Below are 16,029 nucleotides of genomic sequence, written 5' to 3'. Positions count from 1 at the left end.
GTGGCGAGGCCGGTGCCATGCCCGGGTCAGGTCCCGTCGCCCGCCCTGCGGACCGCCTCCGCGAGCGGCATGGCCGCACCCGCCTGGAACGCGGTGGCGTACGCGGATTCGCCGAGCGCCCGCACGGCTACCGCGGCGACGCGGCGCACGTCGGTGCGTTCGGCCTCCGGGAGCGGCGCACCGACGCTCCGGCGGGCCGCGTCCGCCGCACCGAGGAGCAGGGCGGCGCGGGTGAGCTGAGGTGAGCCGCCCGTGGCCGCGGCGACGCCGGCGAGGCCCTCGAGGGAGAGCGCGAGCGCGCGCGGATCCAGCCGCTCGGCGAACTCCAGGCCGCGGCACTGGTGGGCGGCAGCCTCGGCCACCTGCCCGCGGAGCGCGGCGACGAAGCCGAGCTCCACATGGATCAGGTGCTTCCCCGCGGTCGACGACGGGTACGCGTCGCGCATCGTCCGCAGGTGGCGTTCGGCGGCGTCCAGGTCGCCGGAGCGCCGTGCGCCGAGAGCGAGGCCCATGAGCGCGAACACCTCGCCGAACATGTGGCCCTGCTCCGCCGCCGCGCGCCGGGCCCGCTCGTGCAGGAAGCGGGCGCGTTCCCAGTCGCCGGCCATGAGCGCGAGGCGCCCGAGGCCGCCGAGCCGTGCCGAGGCCTCCACCGCCAGGCCCAGGCCCTCGGCGAGGCGCAGCCCCTCGGTCTGCCGGGCGGTGGCGGCATCGTAGTCACCCTCGATCTCGGCGAGGGCGGCGAGCACCGGCACGGTCAGCAACTCGCCCCACCCGTCGCCGAGGTCACGGAAGGCCAGGGCGGCGTCGAGACCGTCCTCGCGTGCCGTCCGCAGGTCGCCGGCGGCGAACGAGGTGTGGGCCCGCAGGGCCCGGGCCGCGGCGGTGCCCCAACGGTCGCCGGCCTCGACGAAGCGGTCGAGTGCGCGGGCGTTGACGGTGTGGGCCGCTGTCGGGTCGCCCGCGTGGTGAAGTCCGTACGCGAACAACCAGAGCGCGCGCCCGTGCCGTGCGGGGTCGGCGATGAACGCCTCAAGGTGATCGGTCTCGGAGCGGTCCGTCTCCGGCGCGCGCCCGCCCGTCAGCATGGTGAAGGCCCCGAGGAGCAGGCGGAGTTCGGCCGACTCCTCGGCGGCTGTGCCGGCCGGGAGGGCGTCCACGACGGCGGCGAGGGTGCGCCGGGCCTCGTGCAGCCGGCCTCGCAGCAGCCACCACGGGCACAGGGCGGCTGCCAGGCGCGCCGAGTCGGGCCATTCGGCCGTCCGCAGGGAGTGGTCGAGAGCGGCACGGAGGTTGGCGGACTCGGCGTCCAGCCGTGCGAGCCGACGCCGCTGGCCCGCGCCGCGCAGGTGGGGCTCGGCGCGCTCCGCGAACCGGCGATAGTAGAGGGCGTGGTGATCCGCAACGGCGGTGAACTCCCCTGCCTCGTGCAGGCGTTCACGCGCGTACGCGGCGACCGATTCGAGCAGCCGGTAGCGCGGTCCGTCGGTGGTCCGGGTCGCCGAGACGAGGGAGCGGTCGACCAGCCGGCCCACCAGGTCCGGCACCTCGTCACGGTCGATGCCGTCGCCCGCGCACACCGACTCCGCCGTGTCCAGCGCGCATCCTCCGACGGGGACGGCGAGGCGGCGCAGTACGGCCTTCTCGGGAGGGGCGAGCAGATCCCAGCTCCAGTCGATCACCGCACGCAGCGTCTGCTGCCGGGCCGGGAGACCGCGCTGCCCGGAGGCGAGGACCCGGAAGCGGTCGCCGAGGCGCACGGCCAGCTCCCGCACACCGAGGGTCCGGACGCGGGTGGCGGCGAGTTCCAGGGCGAGCGGGAGCCCGTCCAGTCGACGGCAGATCTCCGCGACGGCGTCCCGCACCCCGCCGCTCTCCTCATCTCCGGAATCGCCTCCGGTGGCGAAGTCGGGTGCGGAGTCGGGTGCCGCAGCGACGGCCCGCTCCGTGAACAGCCGGGCCGCGTCGTCGGGTTCGAGGGGCGCGACGGCGTAGACCGTCTCGCCGGGGAGCCGAAGGGACTCCCGGCTCGTGGCGAGCACTCGCACGCCCGGCGCGGTCCGCAGCAGGGACGCGGTCAGCTCGGCGGCCGGTTCGATCACGTGCTCGCAGTTGTCGAGGACCAGCAACACCCGACGGTCCCGCAGCGCGCCGTGCAGCACGGCCGAGGCATCGGCGGCGGCGCCGCGCGCCGACGACACCGTGTCGCGGATGCCGAGGGCCGCGGCCACGGCCTGGACGAGATCGGCGGTCTCGGCGGGGAGACCGCCGAACTCGACGAACCACACACCGTCGGGTACGCCCCCGTCGAGCGGAGTGTCGTCGGGCGCGGTGCCGTCGCGCGCGGTGCCGCCCGGGTCGCGGGCGAGCTGCGCGGCGACGGCCAGCGCCAGGCGCGTCTTGCCCACACCGCCGGGTCCGGTCAGCGTGACGAGCCGCTCGGTGCCGAGGAGCCGGACGACCGCCTCTTGTGCGGGGCCGCGTCCCACGAGAGTCGTCGGCGGCGTCGGGAGGTTCTGGCGGCGGGGCGTGTGAGGGTCCGGGCCGGGGCGGGCGGACGGGACCGCGGCCGTCACGCGCCGGCTCTCCCCGCCGGTGGCTCCCGCGGGTATCAGTCCGACGTCCTGGCGCAGGATCGCCTCGTACAGCGCCGCGAGCCGGGGGGTCGGGTCGAGGCCCAGCTCGTCGGCGAGCAGGGTACGGAGCTCCGTGTACGTGGCGACGGCCTCGCTCTGCCGGCCCGCGCCGTACAGGGCGCGCATCCGCACGGCGCGCAACCGCTCGCGCAGCGGATGGCGGGCGACGAGACCGGCCGTCTCGCCGAGCAGCAGGGGATCGCCGAACTCCAGCCGCGCCTCGGCCTGTTCCTCGACGAGTGTGAGCCGTTCCTCGGCCAGGCGCTCGGCCGCGGGGCGTACGAACTCCTCGTCGGCGAAGTCCGCGTACGCGGCTCCGCGCCACAGGTCCAGGGCCTCGCCGAGCAGCGCCGCCCTGGCGCGTGGCGGGGCGACGAGCCGGGCCTCCGCCGCGAGCTGCCGGAACCGTCCGGCGTCGACCTCGGCGGGACCGCCGTCGAGGCGCAGCCGGTACCCGGCAGGCTGGTGGAGCACACGGTCACGGCCGACGACCCGGCGCAGCTGGGAGACCTTGGCCTGGAGCGCGTTGGCGGGATTGCCGGGGACGGCGTCGCCCCAGATGTCGTGGACGAGCCGGTCGGCCGACACCGGCTGCCCGTCATGGACCAGAAGATCGGCCAGGAGCGCCCGCACCTTGGTCTCCGGGACGCGCACCGGCGTGCCGTCGGCACCCCACACCGCCACCGGACCGAGCACCCCGAACCTCATGCGACCCGACCCTACACAGCGATGATCATCCGACCGTCAGCGGACCGTCAGCGGACCGTCAGCGGACCCGAAGCGCGCCGCGGAACAGTCTGCTCAGCGGGCACGCCGCCCCGCCGAAGAGACGGACGAAGGAGCACGACCATGAGCACGACCACGACCTCGGTGCCGACCACGAAGGCCGCGAAGGCCGCGAAGGCCGCGACCGCCGATTCCGCGCTCTTCGAGCCCGCCCGCCTCGGCGCCCTGACGCTGCCGAACCGGCTGGTGATGGCGCCGATGACCCGGAACCGTGCGAGCGCGACGGGTGTTCCGGAGCCGATCATGGCCACGTACTACGCCCAGCGGGCCTCGGCCGGGCTGATCATCGCCGAGGCCGCGACGCCCAACGCGGTCGGTGCCACGTACCCCCACATCCCCGCGATCCACGACGACACGCACGTCGCCGGCTGGCGCCGCGTCACCGACGCCGTGCGGGACGCCGGCGGGCGGATGTTCCTCCAGCTCCAGCACGGCGGCCGGGTCGGACACCCGGAGACCAGCGGCCACCACCCGCTCGCCCCGTCACCGGTCCCGCTGCCCGACACGATCTTCACCCCGTCCGGGCACCAGGAGTCCGTGGTCCCCCGGGAAATGACGGAGGAACAGATCGGGTCCACCGTCGCGGACTTCGCCGCCGCGGCCCGCCGGGCGGTGGACGCGGGCTTCGCGGGCGTCGAGGTCCACTCCGCGAACGGCTACCTGCTGCACCAGTTCCTCTCCAGCGCCACGAACCGCCGCACCGACGGCTACGGCGGCTCCGTCGCCCACCGCATCCGCTTCACCGTCGAGGTGGTCCGCGCCGTCGCCGACGCGATCGGCCCGGAGCGGGTGGGAGTGCGCATCGCGCCCGGCGTCACCGCCAACGCGATGCGGGAGGACGACGTCGACGCCGTCTACCCGGCCCTCGTGGGCGAGCTGCGCGAGCTGGGCCTCGCGTACCTGCACGTCGTCTTCGCCGATCCCGACCAGCCGCTCTTCCACACCCTTCGCGCGGCCTGGCCGGGCACGCTGATCGCGAACCCCGCCCTGCCGTGGCCCGGCCCGCTGCCCGCCGACGGCGGCCGCGCGGCCGGAGAGAGGCTCCTGGCCGCCGGCGCCGACCTGATCGCCCTGGGCCGCTCCTTCCTGGCCAATCCCGACCTGGTCGCCCGGATGCGCACCGGCGCCCCCCTCAATCCCATCCGGGACGCGCACCTCATGTACGTCGGCGGTGAGACGGGCTACACCGACTACCCGACGCTCGGCTGAATCCGGTCGCCAGAGGTGGTCGCGGGCTGGCACGCTACCGGCCATGGAACATCCGGAAGTACTCCTCATCGGCGGGCGCGCGGGCGTCGGCAAGACGACGGTGGGGTGGGAGGTCTCGGCCACGCTGCGGGCCGCCTCGATCGGGCACGCGGTCCTGGAGGGCGACTACCTGGGCCAGATCCATCCCGCCCCGGACGACGACCCGAACCGCTGGGACATCGCCGAGAGCAATCTGACGGCCGTGTGGGCCAACTACGCCCGCGTGGGCTGCCGTCGGCTGGTCTACACGCACACCGTGAGCGTGCTGCCGGAGGTGGGGGACATGTTCGGGCGGGTGATGGGGGAGGGCGTCCGGATCGTCCGCGTGCTGCTCACCGCCTCCGACGACGTCACGGGCGAGCGGCTGACCGGCCGGGAACTCGGCTCCGAACTGGAGCAGGAGATCGCGGGCAGCGCCCGCAAGGCGCGGCTCCTGGACGAGCGGGCCCCCGCCGACACGGTACGGGTGGCGACCGACGGACGGGCGGTTCCGGACATCGCGCGAGAGGTGGTGGCGGCCACCGGCTGGGCCGGACCGTGACACACCACGGGCCAGGACGCACAGCCTCCCCGGATTCCCTCGCGTGTTACTTACGGGTAAGCAATGATGGTGTTCATCCATCCACACAGCAGGGGGCTGAGGTAACGGTGACGACTGAACGGACCACGGTGCACGCCTTCCGGGACGACGCCCTGGGGGAGCACGACGCCGTCGGGCTCGCCGACGCCATCCGGCGGGGCGAGGTCGGCGCCGCCGAGGTCGCCCGGGACGCGGTCGAGCGGGTCCGGGAGGTCGACGCACGGCTCCACGCGGTCCAGGCACACGTCTCCGCACCGGACCCCGCGGTCTGGGCGCGCGGGGCGTTCGCCGGGGTGCCGACCTTCGTCAAGGACAACACCGACTACGTGGGACTGCCCACCGGTCACGGCAGCGCGGCCTTCACCCCGCGCGCTGCTCGGAAGCACTCGCCGTTCACGCGGCAGTTCCTGAGCTGCGGCGTCACCGTGCTGGGCAAGAGCCGACTGCCCGAGTTCGGGTTCAGCCCGACCACGGAGTTCGAGGGCGCCGAGCCCGTGCGCAACCCGTGGAACACCGGTTATTCGGCGGGTGGTTCGTCGGGCGGCAGTGCGGCGCTCGTCGCCTCCGGGGCCGTGCCGATCGCGCACGCCAACGACGGCGGCGGTTCGATCCGCATACCCGCCGCCTGCTGCGGCCTCGTCGGCCTCAAGCCGACCCGCGGCCGGGTCGTCGCGCACGACCAGAGCCGTCAACTGCCCCTGGACATCGTCGCCGACGGCATCGTGAGCCGCTCCGTGCGGGACACCGCCGCGTTCCTCGCCGACGCCGAGTTGTCCTGGCGCAACCCCAAGCTGCCGCCCGTCGGCCTGGTCGAGGGCCCCTCGGGGCGGCGGCTGCGCATCGGGTACCTGAAGGACTCGCCGAGCGGTGTCCACTCCCACGCCGCCACCCGGCAGACCGTCACGGAGACCGCGGAGCGGCTCGAAAGGCTCGGACACGCCGTCCAGCCGGTCGAGTTGGACATCGACCCCCGCTTCACCGACGACTTCCTCACCTACTGGGGGATGCTGTCGTTCCTCATCGGGACCACGGGCCGCACCTTCGGCCCGGACTTCGACCGGAACCGCATGGACGGGCTCAGTCGGGGGCTGCGCGAGGAGTACCTGAAGAAGTGGCGGAGCACGCCGGGCGTGGTGCGGCGGCTGAAGCGGACGAAGGAGGCGTACGCGGCGGGATTCCGCGGACTCGACCTCGTCCTCTCCCCGGTGCTCGCCCACACGACGCCGCCGATCGGCCATCTGAGCCCGGCCGTTCCCTACGCGACCCTGATCGAGCGGATCCTCGCGTACGTCGCGTTCACCCCGGTCGACAACGTCGTCGGTACGCCGTCGATCTCGCTGCCCGCCGGCGCGACGGAGGACGGCCTGCCCATCGGCGTGATGTTCGCCGGCCGCCCCGGAAGTGAACGGACGCTGCTGGAGGTCGCGTTCGCGCTGGAGGCGGACCGGCCCTTCCGGCGCATCCAGGACGCGTGACACCGCGTCCGACGGTGCGCGCCACGGCCGGGACGGGCCCGGATCGGCGACCGCGCGTTCTCCTGCCGTAGCCGCCGAATCTCGTACGTCTTCCCCGCCGACGGCCGGTGCCGGAGAATTCTTCCGGCGGTCCTCGGCGGGGTGTCGCGCGTAAGAGGCTGGCCTTGATCGGTGCGAGCAGTCAGGATTGGCTCGATCGCGTCGAGACACGGGGGACCGAACGCGTCCCACGGGCCTCGCGGATCCGAACTGCCCGCACCGTCCCCGTACATAAGGACCCGTCCTCATGGCCCAGCCCGTCACTGCTTCCTCCTCCTCGCTGCTCGTCAGCCATGTGGAGCTGTACGTCACCGACGCCCGTGCCGCCGCCGAGGCGTTCACCGGCGGTTACGGCTTCCAGATGTTCGCGACCGCCGAACGCACCGGCGCCGAGGGCGCGAGCCGGTCGTTCGCCCTGCGACAGGGCGACATCGTCCTCGTGGTCACCCAGGCCCTCGATGCCACCCACCCGGCCGCCGCCTACACGGCCGTCCACGGCGACGGCATAGCCGACATCGCGCTGACCACCGCCGACGCGCGTGCCGTCTTCGCCGAGGTCGCCGCCCGGGGAGCGACCCTCCGGGACGGGCCCGCCGACCACCCCGGCGGCTGGGTCACCGCTCGCGTGGCCGCCGGATTCGACGACGTACACCACACCCTCGTGCAGCGGCCGGCCGCCGGAGCCGAGGCGCACGGCACGCCGCTGCCCCTGCCCGGCTTCGTGCCGGTCGCCGAACTCGCCCCGCAGGCAGCCGAGTCGCCCGCACTGACCGTCCTCGACCACGTCGCCGTCACCGTACGGACGGGCGAACTGGCCTCCTCCACCGGCTACTACGAGCGGGCCTTCGGCTACGAGTCCGTCTACGAGGAGCTGATGGTGCAGGGCAAGGAGGCCATGGACTCCAAGGCCGTCCGCAGCCCCGCGGGCGATCTGACCTTCACCGTCCTCGCCCCGAGCCCCGACCACCAGGCCGGACACATAGGCGACTTCCTCGCCCGGCACGGGAGCGGCGGCGTCCACCACCTCGCCTTCGCCACCGAGAACATCGTCGAGACCGTCGCCCGCCTCGACAAGCGCGGCATCGTCTTCCTCTCCACCCCGGACACCTACTACGAGGCGCTCGCCGCCCGCCTCGACCTGAGCCGCCACTCCGTCGAGGAGCTGCGCGAGCCCGGCATCCTCGCCGACGAGGACCACGCGGGCCAGCTGTTCCAGATCTTCACCCGCACCGTCCACCCCCAGCGCACCCTCTTCTACGAGATCATCGAACGGATCGGCGCCGACACCTTCGGCGGCGGAAACGTCCGCGCGCTCTACGAGGCCGTGCAGGCCGAGAAGGCCGAGCACGAGGGCGACACCCGCACGGAGAACGCCCAGTGACCCCCGGCGCACTCGACGGGATGGTCACCCCCGCCGACGCGGAGGCCCTCGCGGCGGGCGTCCTGCCCGTCGGAGTGGAGCGGTTCGTCACCGGCGGCGCCGGCAGCGAACTCACCCTCGCCGCCAACCGCGCCGCCTTCGACCGGCTCCACCTCGTGCCCCGCGTCCTCGCCGACGTCTCCGCCACCAGCACCACCGCCACCCTCCTCGCCGACCCCGCAGCGCTGCCGCTGGCCGTCGCCCCCATGGCCTACCAGCGCGCCGTCCACCCCGACGGCGAACTCGCCGCGGCCCGGGCGGCCTTCACCGCCGGCGTCCCCTTCACCGCCTGCACCTTCAGCAGCACACCGGTCGAGGACATCGCCGCGACCGGCGCCACCCTCTGGTTCCAGCTGTACTGGCTGCGCGACCGCGGCCTCACCAAGGAACTCCTCGCCCGCGCCGAAGCCGCCGGCGCCCGCGCCCTGATGCTGACCGTCGACACCCCGTACATGGGCCGCCGACAGGCCGACATGCGCGGCGCGTTCACCCTCCCCGAGGGCGTGTCCGCCGTGCACTTCGAGCGCGGCCGCGACGGAGTCCCGCGCGGCGCCAGGGACGGCGTCAGCGCCATCGCCGCCCAGACCGCCGGCGTCGTGGACCCCTCCCTGTCCTGGAGCGACCTGGACTGGTTGCGCGACCACACGCGGCTGCCGCTCGTCCTCAAGGGCGTCCTCGACCCCGCCGACGCCGACCGGGCCGCCGCCCACGGCGCCGACGGCATCGTCGTCTCCAACCACGGCGGCCGCCAGCTCGACGGCGCACTGCCGGCCCTCGACGCGCTCCCGGCCGTCGTCGACGCCGTCGCGGGCCGCAGCCGGATCCTCCTCGACAGCGGCGTCCGCACCGGCACCGACATCCTCAAGGCCCTCGCTCTGGGCGCCTCGGGCGTCCTCGTCGGCCGACCCGTGCTGTGGGGTCTCGCCGCCGGGGGAGAGTCGGGCGTCACCCGGGTCCTCACCCTGCTCCGCGAGGAACTGGAGAACGCCCTCGCCCTGGCCGGCTGCCCCGACCCGGCCTCCGCCGCGCGGCTGCGCACCTTCCGCGCCCAGGGCGGTGACCTCCGGTGACCACCCCCGAGGCGCCACACCAGGACGTACCCGACTCCTACGCACTGCACCCCGCCGTCGGCGACCCGCTCCTCTCCTCGATGAACTTCCTCAACGAGGTCGCCGGACGCCACCCCGACGCCCTCTCCCTCGCCGCCGGCACCCCGCACGAGGGCTTCTACGACGTCGAGGACATCCACCGCGCCCTGCGCGTCTACTGCGACCACCTGCGCACCGCGACCGGCCGCACCGAGGAGCAGGTCCGCCGCACGCTCCTCCAGTACGGCCGGACCAAGGGCATCATCCATGAACTGATCGCCCGTCAACTCGCCACCGACGAGGGCATCCACGTCGACCCCGAGGCGATCCTCGTCACCACCGGCTGCCAGGAGGCGCTCTTCCTGACCCTCCGCGCCCTCCGCCGGGACGACCGGGACGTGCTGCTCGCCGTGAATCCGGCCTACATCGGCGTCACCGGCGCCGCCCGCCTCCTCGACCTGCCGGTCCACCCGGTCGCCGAGGGCCGCGACGGTGTCGACCTGCGGGATCTGGCCGACCGGGTCGCCAAGGCCCGCGCGGACGGCCTCGACCCCCGCGCCCTGTACGTCGTCCCGGACTACGCCAACCCCTCCGGCCTGCGCATGCCGGAGGCGGCCCGCCGCGCGCTGCTCGACCTCGCCGTCCGCGAGGACATCCTGATCCTGGAGGACAACCCGTACGGACTCTTCCCGCTCGGCGGCGACGCCGACAGGGTTCCCACGCTGAAGGCCCTGGACACGCACCGCAGGGTCGTCCACCTCGGCTCCTTCTCGAAGACCGTGTTCCCCGGCGCGCGCATCGGGTACGCCGTCGCCGACCAGCCCGCGCACGAAGGGCCGTATCTGGCCGACGCGTTGGCCCGTGCCAAGTCGATGGTGACGGTCAACACCTCGCCGATCGCCCAGGCCGTGGTGGGCGGCCGTCTCCTCGAACACGGTTGCAGCCTGGTGCAGGCGACCCGGCGGGAGGCCGACGTCTACCGGGAGAGCCTGGGCCGCCTCCTCGACGGGCTCGCCGCGCGCTTCCCCGCCTCCTCCGGGGTCCGCTGGAACACGCCGGCGGGCGGCTTCTTCGTGGTGGTCGAGGTCCCCTTCGACGTCACCGACGAGTCCCTGGAGCGCTCGGCCCGCGACCACCGCGTGCTGTGGACCCCGCTCCACCACTTCTACGGCAGCGCCGTCCCCCTGCGCTGCCTGCGGCTGTCGTGCAGCGCCGTCGACCCGGGCGACGTCGACGAAGCCCTGGACCGCTTCGCAGCGTTCGTCGCCGCCGCCCGACAAGCGAACGCCTAGGCCGTTTCGTTTGGATCACCTGATCGCTGGTCTGGGCGTGCCGTTGACTGACACGCAGTGGGCGCGGATCGAGCCGTTTTTGCCAGACCGGACGCCGCAGCGGGGTGGCCGGTGGCGGGATCACCGTGAGGTGATCGACGAGATCGCGTGGAAGTCCAGACCGGATCGCAGTGTGTCCACCTGCCCGAGAAGTACGGGAACTGGAGGGGCGTCTACAACAGGCTGCGGATGTGGGCCATCGACGGCACCTGGGAACGGGTGTTCACCGCGCTCATCGCACAGGCCGACGCCGAGGAAGACCTCAGCTGGGCCGTCTCGGTCGACTCCACTGTCGTGCGCGCTCACCAGCACGCAGCCGGGGCCCGCAGAAAAGGGCCCCGGCCGGCGAGCCCGATGACAAGGCCATCGGCCGGTCTCGCGGCGGACTGACCACGAAGATCCACCTCGCCTCCGATGTCCACTGCCGACCACTGGCCTTCGTGCTCACCGCCGGACAGGCCGGTGACGCACCCGAGGCACCTCTCTGACCATGACGGAGTTGCGCACGCACATCGCCCAGCACCGGGCCGAAGTCGCTCGCCTCCTGGAGGTCGATGGGCACAGAGAGATCGCCGAGGCGTACCTCCGCGCTGGCACCCCGGCGCTGAGGATCGCGCAACTCTTCGCGCCCCTGTATGCCGATCTGGTCACCACCGAATGACTTGACGCACGGCGCCTGGCGCGCCCGAGCGCGCTGTCCGTCTCTGCGTGATGAAGCCTCTCGACGCCCGTGGACGCCGGCACGTGGAGCAGTCGCTGAAAGGCGCCTGTCCTGGGCTTCTGCCCGTCAGGCGCCTCTCAGTCGCTCTACCGCTTACCGGTCGGCATGCCCTCGAACCGCTTGCCGTCGGTGAGGTACCGCCGGAAGAAGGCTTCGGTGTAGGCCGCGCCGACCCGGCGTTGGGCGGCTTCGGTCAGTTGGGGCTCATAGGCGGAGCCACCGGGTTCGGTGCACTGGCCGGGGCGGCCGTCGTCGTGACCGGCATCGTCGCCGGCGGCGACCTCTCCGCTCTCCGGCGACCACCGTGTGTTGAAGTAGTTGTGGTTCGCGCCGGGTATCGCGACCTGGTGGAACCCGGCGGTGCTCCTGGCGGTCGCTTCGGCGGCGAAGGAGAAGGCCTCACGGCCGACTTGGCCGTCGCAGGTCCCGCGCATCACGGCCACGGGGGTCTGCGTGATCTCGTACGCGGCCATGTCCTCGGTCATGACGTTGTAGGCGGGGGCCAGTGCCATGACCGCCCTGATCTTGACCCCGGCGGGCCACTGGGCCTTGTGACGGTCGGCCGCCTGCCATGTCGCGCCCGCGCCGCCACGGGAGTGGCCCATGGTGCCGACCTTGTTCAGGTCGACGTGGCGCATGAAGTCGACGCGTCGCGGCTTGCCCGTGGCCGCGTCGCGGAACGCGCCGACGAGACCGCCGCGGCCTGAGGCACTGAGCTGTTGCCAGAGGGCAAGGTGCTTGTTGATCAGGTCGGCCCGTGCGGAGGCGTTCTCGTCGCCCGACACCGACGAGGCGTTGATGCCGTTGGCGCGGACGGACACCACGACGAAGCCGCGGGCGGCCAGTTCCTCGCCCAGGTAGTCGTAGCCGCGCTCGTTGGCGATCGGGCGGGTGCCAGGGGCGCAGGGCCAGCTGAACAGCTTCCGGCTCGCGGCCTCGTACGCGTCCCAGTCCTGGGCGAGTTCGGCGGCGGCCCGGGCCGCCGCTGCCTCCCGGTCCGCACAGGTCTCGTGCCAACCGTGCAGCTGGACGATGAGGGGCCGCGGTGTGGTGCCGAGATCCGTCGGGTAGTGCACGGTCGCGGCGATCTCGACCGGCTCCCCGGTTCCCGGCAGCCGGTAGGCCTGGTCACCCAGGTCGTAGGTGACGGCGGCGACGCGCCGCGGCCCCTGGACGGAAGCGTCGGGGGTCGCGGCGGACGCGGGGCTCCCTGCCAGGGCCTGCGGCACGAAGAGGGCCGCCGTTGACGCGGCGAGTGCGCAGGATCGAAGCGGGCGGCGGGTCGTGGGTGTGTCGTGGTGATTCAAGAGACGGTCTCCATGAACGGGTGAACGGTGGCGCCCGACAGCAGCTCCCGGGCGCCACACGAGGGCTTCATTCCGACAGACGTCCGAAGAGGCCCGCGGTTGCTTCGCCCCTCACCGCGATCTTCACCGGGCGCTCAGAGCGTCCGACGTAGCTGGGCAGCGGCGTAGCCGCCACACAGGCCGGTGGGTGTCTCCGGTCGCCGGCTGTCCGGTTCAGGCGTTGCCCCTGATGGCCTTCCGGATCCAGTCCGCGTAGGCGGGCACATCGGTGTAGAGGCCCGGCCCGCTCCGCGATCCGGATGGGCTTCTCGGTGACCGGGTGGTCGAGGCGGACCAGCGCGATGTCGTTCGCCCTTCCCGTCACCGCTCACGAAGCCGGGGTGAACCTCTGTCCGCTCGATGGCCCGGACGGTTCCCCCGGACTTCCGCTCCTCGCTGCCGATCCGGACGATGCCGTCCAGCACCAGGCCGTCGCCCCGCACGCGGTGGGCCGCCGTCAGCGCCCACTGCGGATCGATCGGCGACGCCCCGCAGGCACCGTCGTACAGCCCCTGCTTCGGGGCCGACTCCGGGATCGACGCCATGAACGGGTAGCGCTCCATGGAATCCGTGCCGTTGACGATCGCTCCGGCGCTGCCGGTCATCAAGGTGGCGCACGTCGCGACGGCGAGAGCGCCGACGGCGGTGATGCGCGCCGCGCGGCGGGCCACCTCTTCAAGCCGGACGCAGGGGGCTCCTTCCCTCGTGAATCGGAATGTGTTCGTCCACCCTGCTCGGTTCAAGATCCACCGGACCATCCGGGTAGTGGGCCAAGTGCGGTGGGGGTGTCCCCCGGTGGAAGTCGGTGGGGAACCCCAGGGCGGTCCGCGCCACAGCACACGAAGATCACTTGATCGGCTCGGGAAGCCCCCACACGCAAGGAGTGATCAGCATGCACGGGTACAGGAAGACGATCGGCCGCCGAGGGTTTCTCGCACTCACGGGAGCCCTCGCCGCCACGGCGCTGGCCGTCCCCGCGGCTGCCACGGCTGCCGCCGCACCGGACGTGCGGGCGGTCTCGCCCGAGCCCACCGCACCGGCCGTGTCCGCCGACTCGGGGACAGCGAACCGGGAAACGGCCCTCGTACGGTCCCTGGAGCGGTCCGCTCACCCGCTGCGTTCCACGGAGCCCGGCGGCCGGACCGCGGACCTGCGGGCGCTGAGCACCATGGTCGGCGACGCGAAGGTGGTGGGTCTCGGCGAGGCCACGCACGGGTCGCACGAGTTCTTCGCCATGAAGGAACGCGTCTTCCGGCACCTTGTCGAGGAGCGCGGCTTCACCACCTTCGCCCTGGAGATGAGCTGGTCGGCGGGGCTCAGGATCGACGAGTACCTCCAGGGCGGTCCCGGCGACCCGCGGACGATCGCGCAGGAGACGCTGGCCGGATCCCCTTGGGAGCGTGAGGAGTTCGTCAGCCTGATCGCCTGGATGCGCGAGCACAACCGCCGCCACCCCGACCACCGGGTCCACTTCATGGGGGACGACCTCGGGGCGCCCCAGCTCGGCGACCACATCTTCGAGCGCGTGCTGTCGTCCGTCGGCAGGACCCGGCCCGAGGCACTCCCCCGGCTCACCGAGCTGTACGCCGGGCTGCGCCCCTTCGACGACATCTTCGGCTACTTGCGCAAACCGGTCGCGGAGCGCGAGGAGAACGCCGCACGCGCCCAGGAGGCACTCGACCTGGTCGCCGAGCACCAGGAGGGCGGCGGCGACGACCCCGCGTGGACGGTGCAGCACGCCCGGAACATCGCGCAGACCTTCGCCTTCGCCACCCTCGACCTCGCCGACCCGGCCTCGGTCACCGCCGCCGAGCGCCTGCGCGACCAGGCCATGGCCGACAACGTCCTGTGGTGGCAGCGCCACACCGGCCACAAGATGCTTCTCTCGGCCCACAACGGCCACGTCGGATACCTCTCGACCCATCCGGACATGTACCCGCGGACCCAGGGCGCCGTGCTGCGCGACCGCCTGGGCAACGGCTACGCCGCCATCGGCTTCAGCTTCGCCGGCGGCTCCTTCCTCACCAAGGATGCTTCCCTCGACGGGGACTGGAAGCCCGTCACCGTCCCGGCGGCGCGCCCCGGCATGAACGAGCACGTCCTGGACCGGGTCGGGTCCCGGGACTTCTACCTCGACCTGCGGACCGCGCCCGGCGCGGCCCGCGCCTGGCTCGACCGTGCCCGGGCGGTGTACGACGCCGGCTCGACCTTCACCCCCGACCCCTTGCCCACCCTCGCCCTCGGCCGGGCCTACGACGTCCTCATCCACCTCCATCGGGTCCGGGCGGCCGACGCGCTCTGAGGGCCTGTCGTTTTGGATCTTCGATCGTTGGCCAAGGCCGCTGACCGGAGAGTCGATCGCGGTGTCGATTGTGGGGTAGGCGTCGGCGCGGAGGGCTTCCGCACGAGCTCACTGGAGCAGTTCGAAGTGGGGGTGGTACGGAGAAGACGGGCAGACATGGAGCTGCAGGTTGTTGCCTCCGGTGATGTCGATCAAGGTGAAGTTCCAAGGTCTCCTGTTCCTCGGGGGGCCGCTCGGGTGCCTCGGGATCGAGGCGAAGGCGCTCGGCCGCTGCGGTGAGGACGTGGCGCCGGAGCCGGATGTCGTCCGGGGAGTCAAATCCTGAGCGCCGCATGCCTGTCGTGCGGTTCTTCGCAGTACGGCCACGGCTCGTCGGCGGGCCACAGGAACGGCCCGCCGACGGAGCTGTCGTGCACGGTCGGCGCCCCAGGCCGCGGCTGGGTGGTAAATGTGGCGCTCATAGCGGTGATGCTGCCAGCCACCGCTGACAATGGGTGTACCGATCCCCGTCAGCTGACACCGGACAGGTTGCCTGAGCCAGCAGGCAGATAAAAGGAAGATCCCAGCAACATGGAGTCCGGCCAGGTAGATGGTCGCGGTCTTCTCGTAGCGCGTGGCGATGCCGCGCCACTGCTTCAGGCGGTTGATGCACCGTTCGACGGTGTTGCGCTGCTTGTAGGTCTCGCGGTCGAACGCAGGCGGTCTCCCGCCCCGGCGGCCCCGCCGCAGCCGATGGCCACGTTGATCTGCCGGCACGGGGATCACCGCACGGATGCCTCGCCTACTCAAGTGATCGCGGATCGCGCGAGAGGAGTACAACAAGATGGATCTTCGTGGTCAGTCCCCCGCGTGACCGGCCGATCACGTGATCGTGCGGCTCGACCACTGAGGCCCCTTTTTGCGGGCTCCAGCGGCGTGCTGATGAGCGCGCACAATTCCGCGCTCCGCGCCCCCGGCGGTCAGATCCCAGAAGCCGGCCCCGTAGTCCTCCGGAAGTATCGGCTCGATCCGCGCCCATTGGGCATCGGTCAGCGACACGCCCAGATCAACGTCCCAC

At 72.8% G+C, this 16,029-nt stretch carries 12 protein-coding genes and 2 pseudogenes; 11 read left to right on the top strand and 3 right to left on the bottom strand.

Annotated features, from left to right (window positions below):
• Positions 1-26: 26 nt before the first annotated feature.
• On the bottom strand, positions 27-3,344 hold the full coding sequence (locus SGA01_RS07245; protein ID WP_174867221.1) for an ATP-binding protein: 3,318 nt from the start codon (positions 3,342-3,344) through the stop codon (positions 27-29).
• A gap of 141 nt (positions 3,345-3,485) precedes the next feature.
• On the opposite strand from SGA01_RS07245, the gene SGA01_RS07240 reads away from it, so the two are divergent.
• From SGA01_RS07240 to SGA01_RS40920, 9 genes and pseudogenes are all read left to right on the top strand, one after another.
• Entirely contained in the window at positions 3,486-4,631 is a 1,146-nt protein-coding gene (locus SGA01_RS07240; protein ID WP_141294474.1) for an alkene reductase, read from the top strand.
• Between the two features lie 43 nt (positions 4,632-4,674).
• Positions 4,675-5,211 (top strand): hypothetical protein, encoded by a 537-nt coding sequence (locus tag SGA01_RS07235; protein WP_141294472.1) that lies wholly within the window; start codon positions 4,675-4,677, stop codon positions 5,209-5,211.
• 107 nt (positions 5,212-5,318) lie between these two features.
• Complete coding sequence (locus SGA01_RS07230; protein WP_141294469.1) at positions 5,319-6,725, top strand: amidase; 1,407 nt, start codon at positions 5,319-5,321, stop codon at positions 6,723-6,725.
• 286 nt (positions 6,726-7,011) lie between these two features.
• Positions 7,012-8,145, top strand: a complete 1,134-nt coding sequence (hppD, locus tag SGA01_RS07225) for a 4-hydroxyphenylpyruvate dioxygenase (RefSeq protein ID WP_141294467.1) — start codon at positions 7,012-7,014, stop codon at positions 8,143-8,145.
• Complete coding sequence (locus tag SGA01_RS07220; protein WP_229918274.1) at positions 8,142-9,254, top strand: alpha-hydroxy acid oxidase; 1,113 nt, start codon at positions 8,142-8,144, stop codon at positions 9,252-9,254. Before hppD ends, SGA01_RS07220 begins: the two co-directional genes overlap by 4 nt.
• A complete protein-coding gene (locus SGA01_RS07215; protein WP_229918272.1) occupies positions 9,251-10,564 on the top strand; it encodes an aminotransferase-like domain-containing protein in 1,314 nt (437 codons plus the stop codon). The genes SGA01_RS07220 and SGA01_RS07215 overlap by 4 nt, the downstream gene beginning before the upstream one ends.
• 37 nt (positions 10,565-10,601) lie before the next feature.
• A pseudogene (locus tag SGA01_RS42800) lies at positions 10,602-10,673 on the top strand (hypothetical protein); the annotation flags it as partial.
• 38 nt (positions 10,674-10,711) lie between these two features.
• Positions 10,712-10,993, top strand: a complete 282-nt coding sequence (locus SGA01_RS40925) for a transposase (RefSeq protein ID WP_167534034.1) — start codon at positions 10,712-10,714, stop codon at positions 10,991-10,993.
• A 109-nt stretch (positions 10,994-11,102) separates the two neighbouring features.
• Entirely contained in the window at positions 11,103-11,264 is a 162-nt protein-coding gene (locus SGA01_RS40920) for a hypothetical protein (RefSeq protein WP_167534033.1), read from the top strand.
• A 146-nt stretch (positions 11,265-11,410) separates the two neighbouring features.
• Here the strand turns inward: SGA01_RS40920 and SGA01_RS07205 are convergent, their stop codons facing one another.
• Positions 11,411-12,631, bottom strand: a complete 1,221-nt coding sequence (locus SGA01_RS07205; RefSeq protein WP_141294463.1) for an alpha/beta hydrolase — start codon at positions 12,629-12,631, stop codon at positions 11,411-11,413.
• A gap of 399 nt (positions 12,632-13,030) precedes the next feature.
• Between SGA01_RS07205 and SGA01_RS42795 the strand changes: the two genes are divergently transcribed.
• Together SGA01_RS42795 and SGA01_RS07195 are read left to right on the top strand one after the other, a co-directional pair.
• Positions 13,031-13,225 carry a hypothetical protein gene (locus tag SGA01_RS42795; protein ID WP_371866008.1) on the top strand — a complete coding sequence of 65 codons (195 nt, stop codon included), beginning with the start codon at positions 13,031-13,033 and terminating at the stop codon, positions 13,223-13,225.
• A 337-nt stretch (positions 13,226-13,562) separates the two neighbouring features.
• Positions 13,563-14,972 (top strand): erythromycin esterase family protein, encoded by a 1,410-nt coding sequence (locus SGA01_RS07195; protein WP_141294461.1) that lies wholly within the window; start codon positions 13,563-13,565, stop codon positions 14,970-14,972.
• A 567-nt stretch (positions 14,973-15,539) separates the two neighbouring features.
• Here SGA01_RS07195 and SGA01_RS07190 read toward each other — a convergent pair.
• Positions 15,540-15,788: pseudogene (locus SGA01_RS07190) on the bottom strand (transposase); the annotation flags it as partial.
• Positions 15,789-16,029 lie beyond the last annotated feature (241 nt).

This window comes from Streptomyces gardneri (assembly GCF_006539185.1).
In the GTDB taxonomy this organism is placed as follows: domain Bacteria; phylum Actinomycetota; class Actinomycetes; order Streptomycetales; family Streptomycetaceae; genus Streptomyces; species Streptomyces gardneri.
Note: the sequence above shows the minus strand (reverse complement) of the source record. Positions and strands in the feature narration are given on the sequence as shown.

Bases quoted from the DNA above. Each gene is read 5' to 3' on its own strand.
- SGA01_RS07245 (WP_174867221.1), bottom strand. From the start codon at position 3,344: ATGAGGTTCGGGGTGCTCGGTCCGGTGGCGGTGTGGGGTGCCGACGGC.
- SGA01_RS07240 (WP_141294474.1), top strand. From the start codon at position 3,486: ATGAGCACGACCACGACCTCGGTGCCGACCACGAAGGCCGCGAAGGCC.
- SGA01_RS07235 (WP_141294472.1), top strand. From the start codon at position 4,675: ATGGAACATCCGGAAGTACTCCTCATCGGCGGGCGCGCGGGCGTCGGC.
- hppD (WP_141294467.1), top strand. From the start codon at position 7,012: ATGGCCCAGCCCGTCACTGCTTCCTCCTCCTCGCTGCTCGTCAGCCAT.
- SGA01_RS42795 (WP_371866008.1), top strand. From the start codon at position 13,031: ATGGCCCGGACGGTTCCCCCGGACTTCCGCTCCTCGCTGCCGATCCGG.
- SGA01_RS07195 (WP_141294461.1), top strand. From the start codon at position 13,563: ATGCACGGGTACAGGAAGACGATCGGCCGCCGAGGGTTTCTCGCACTC.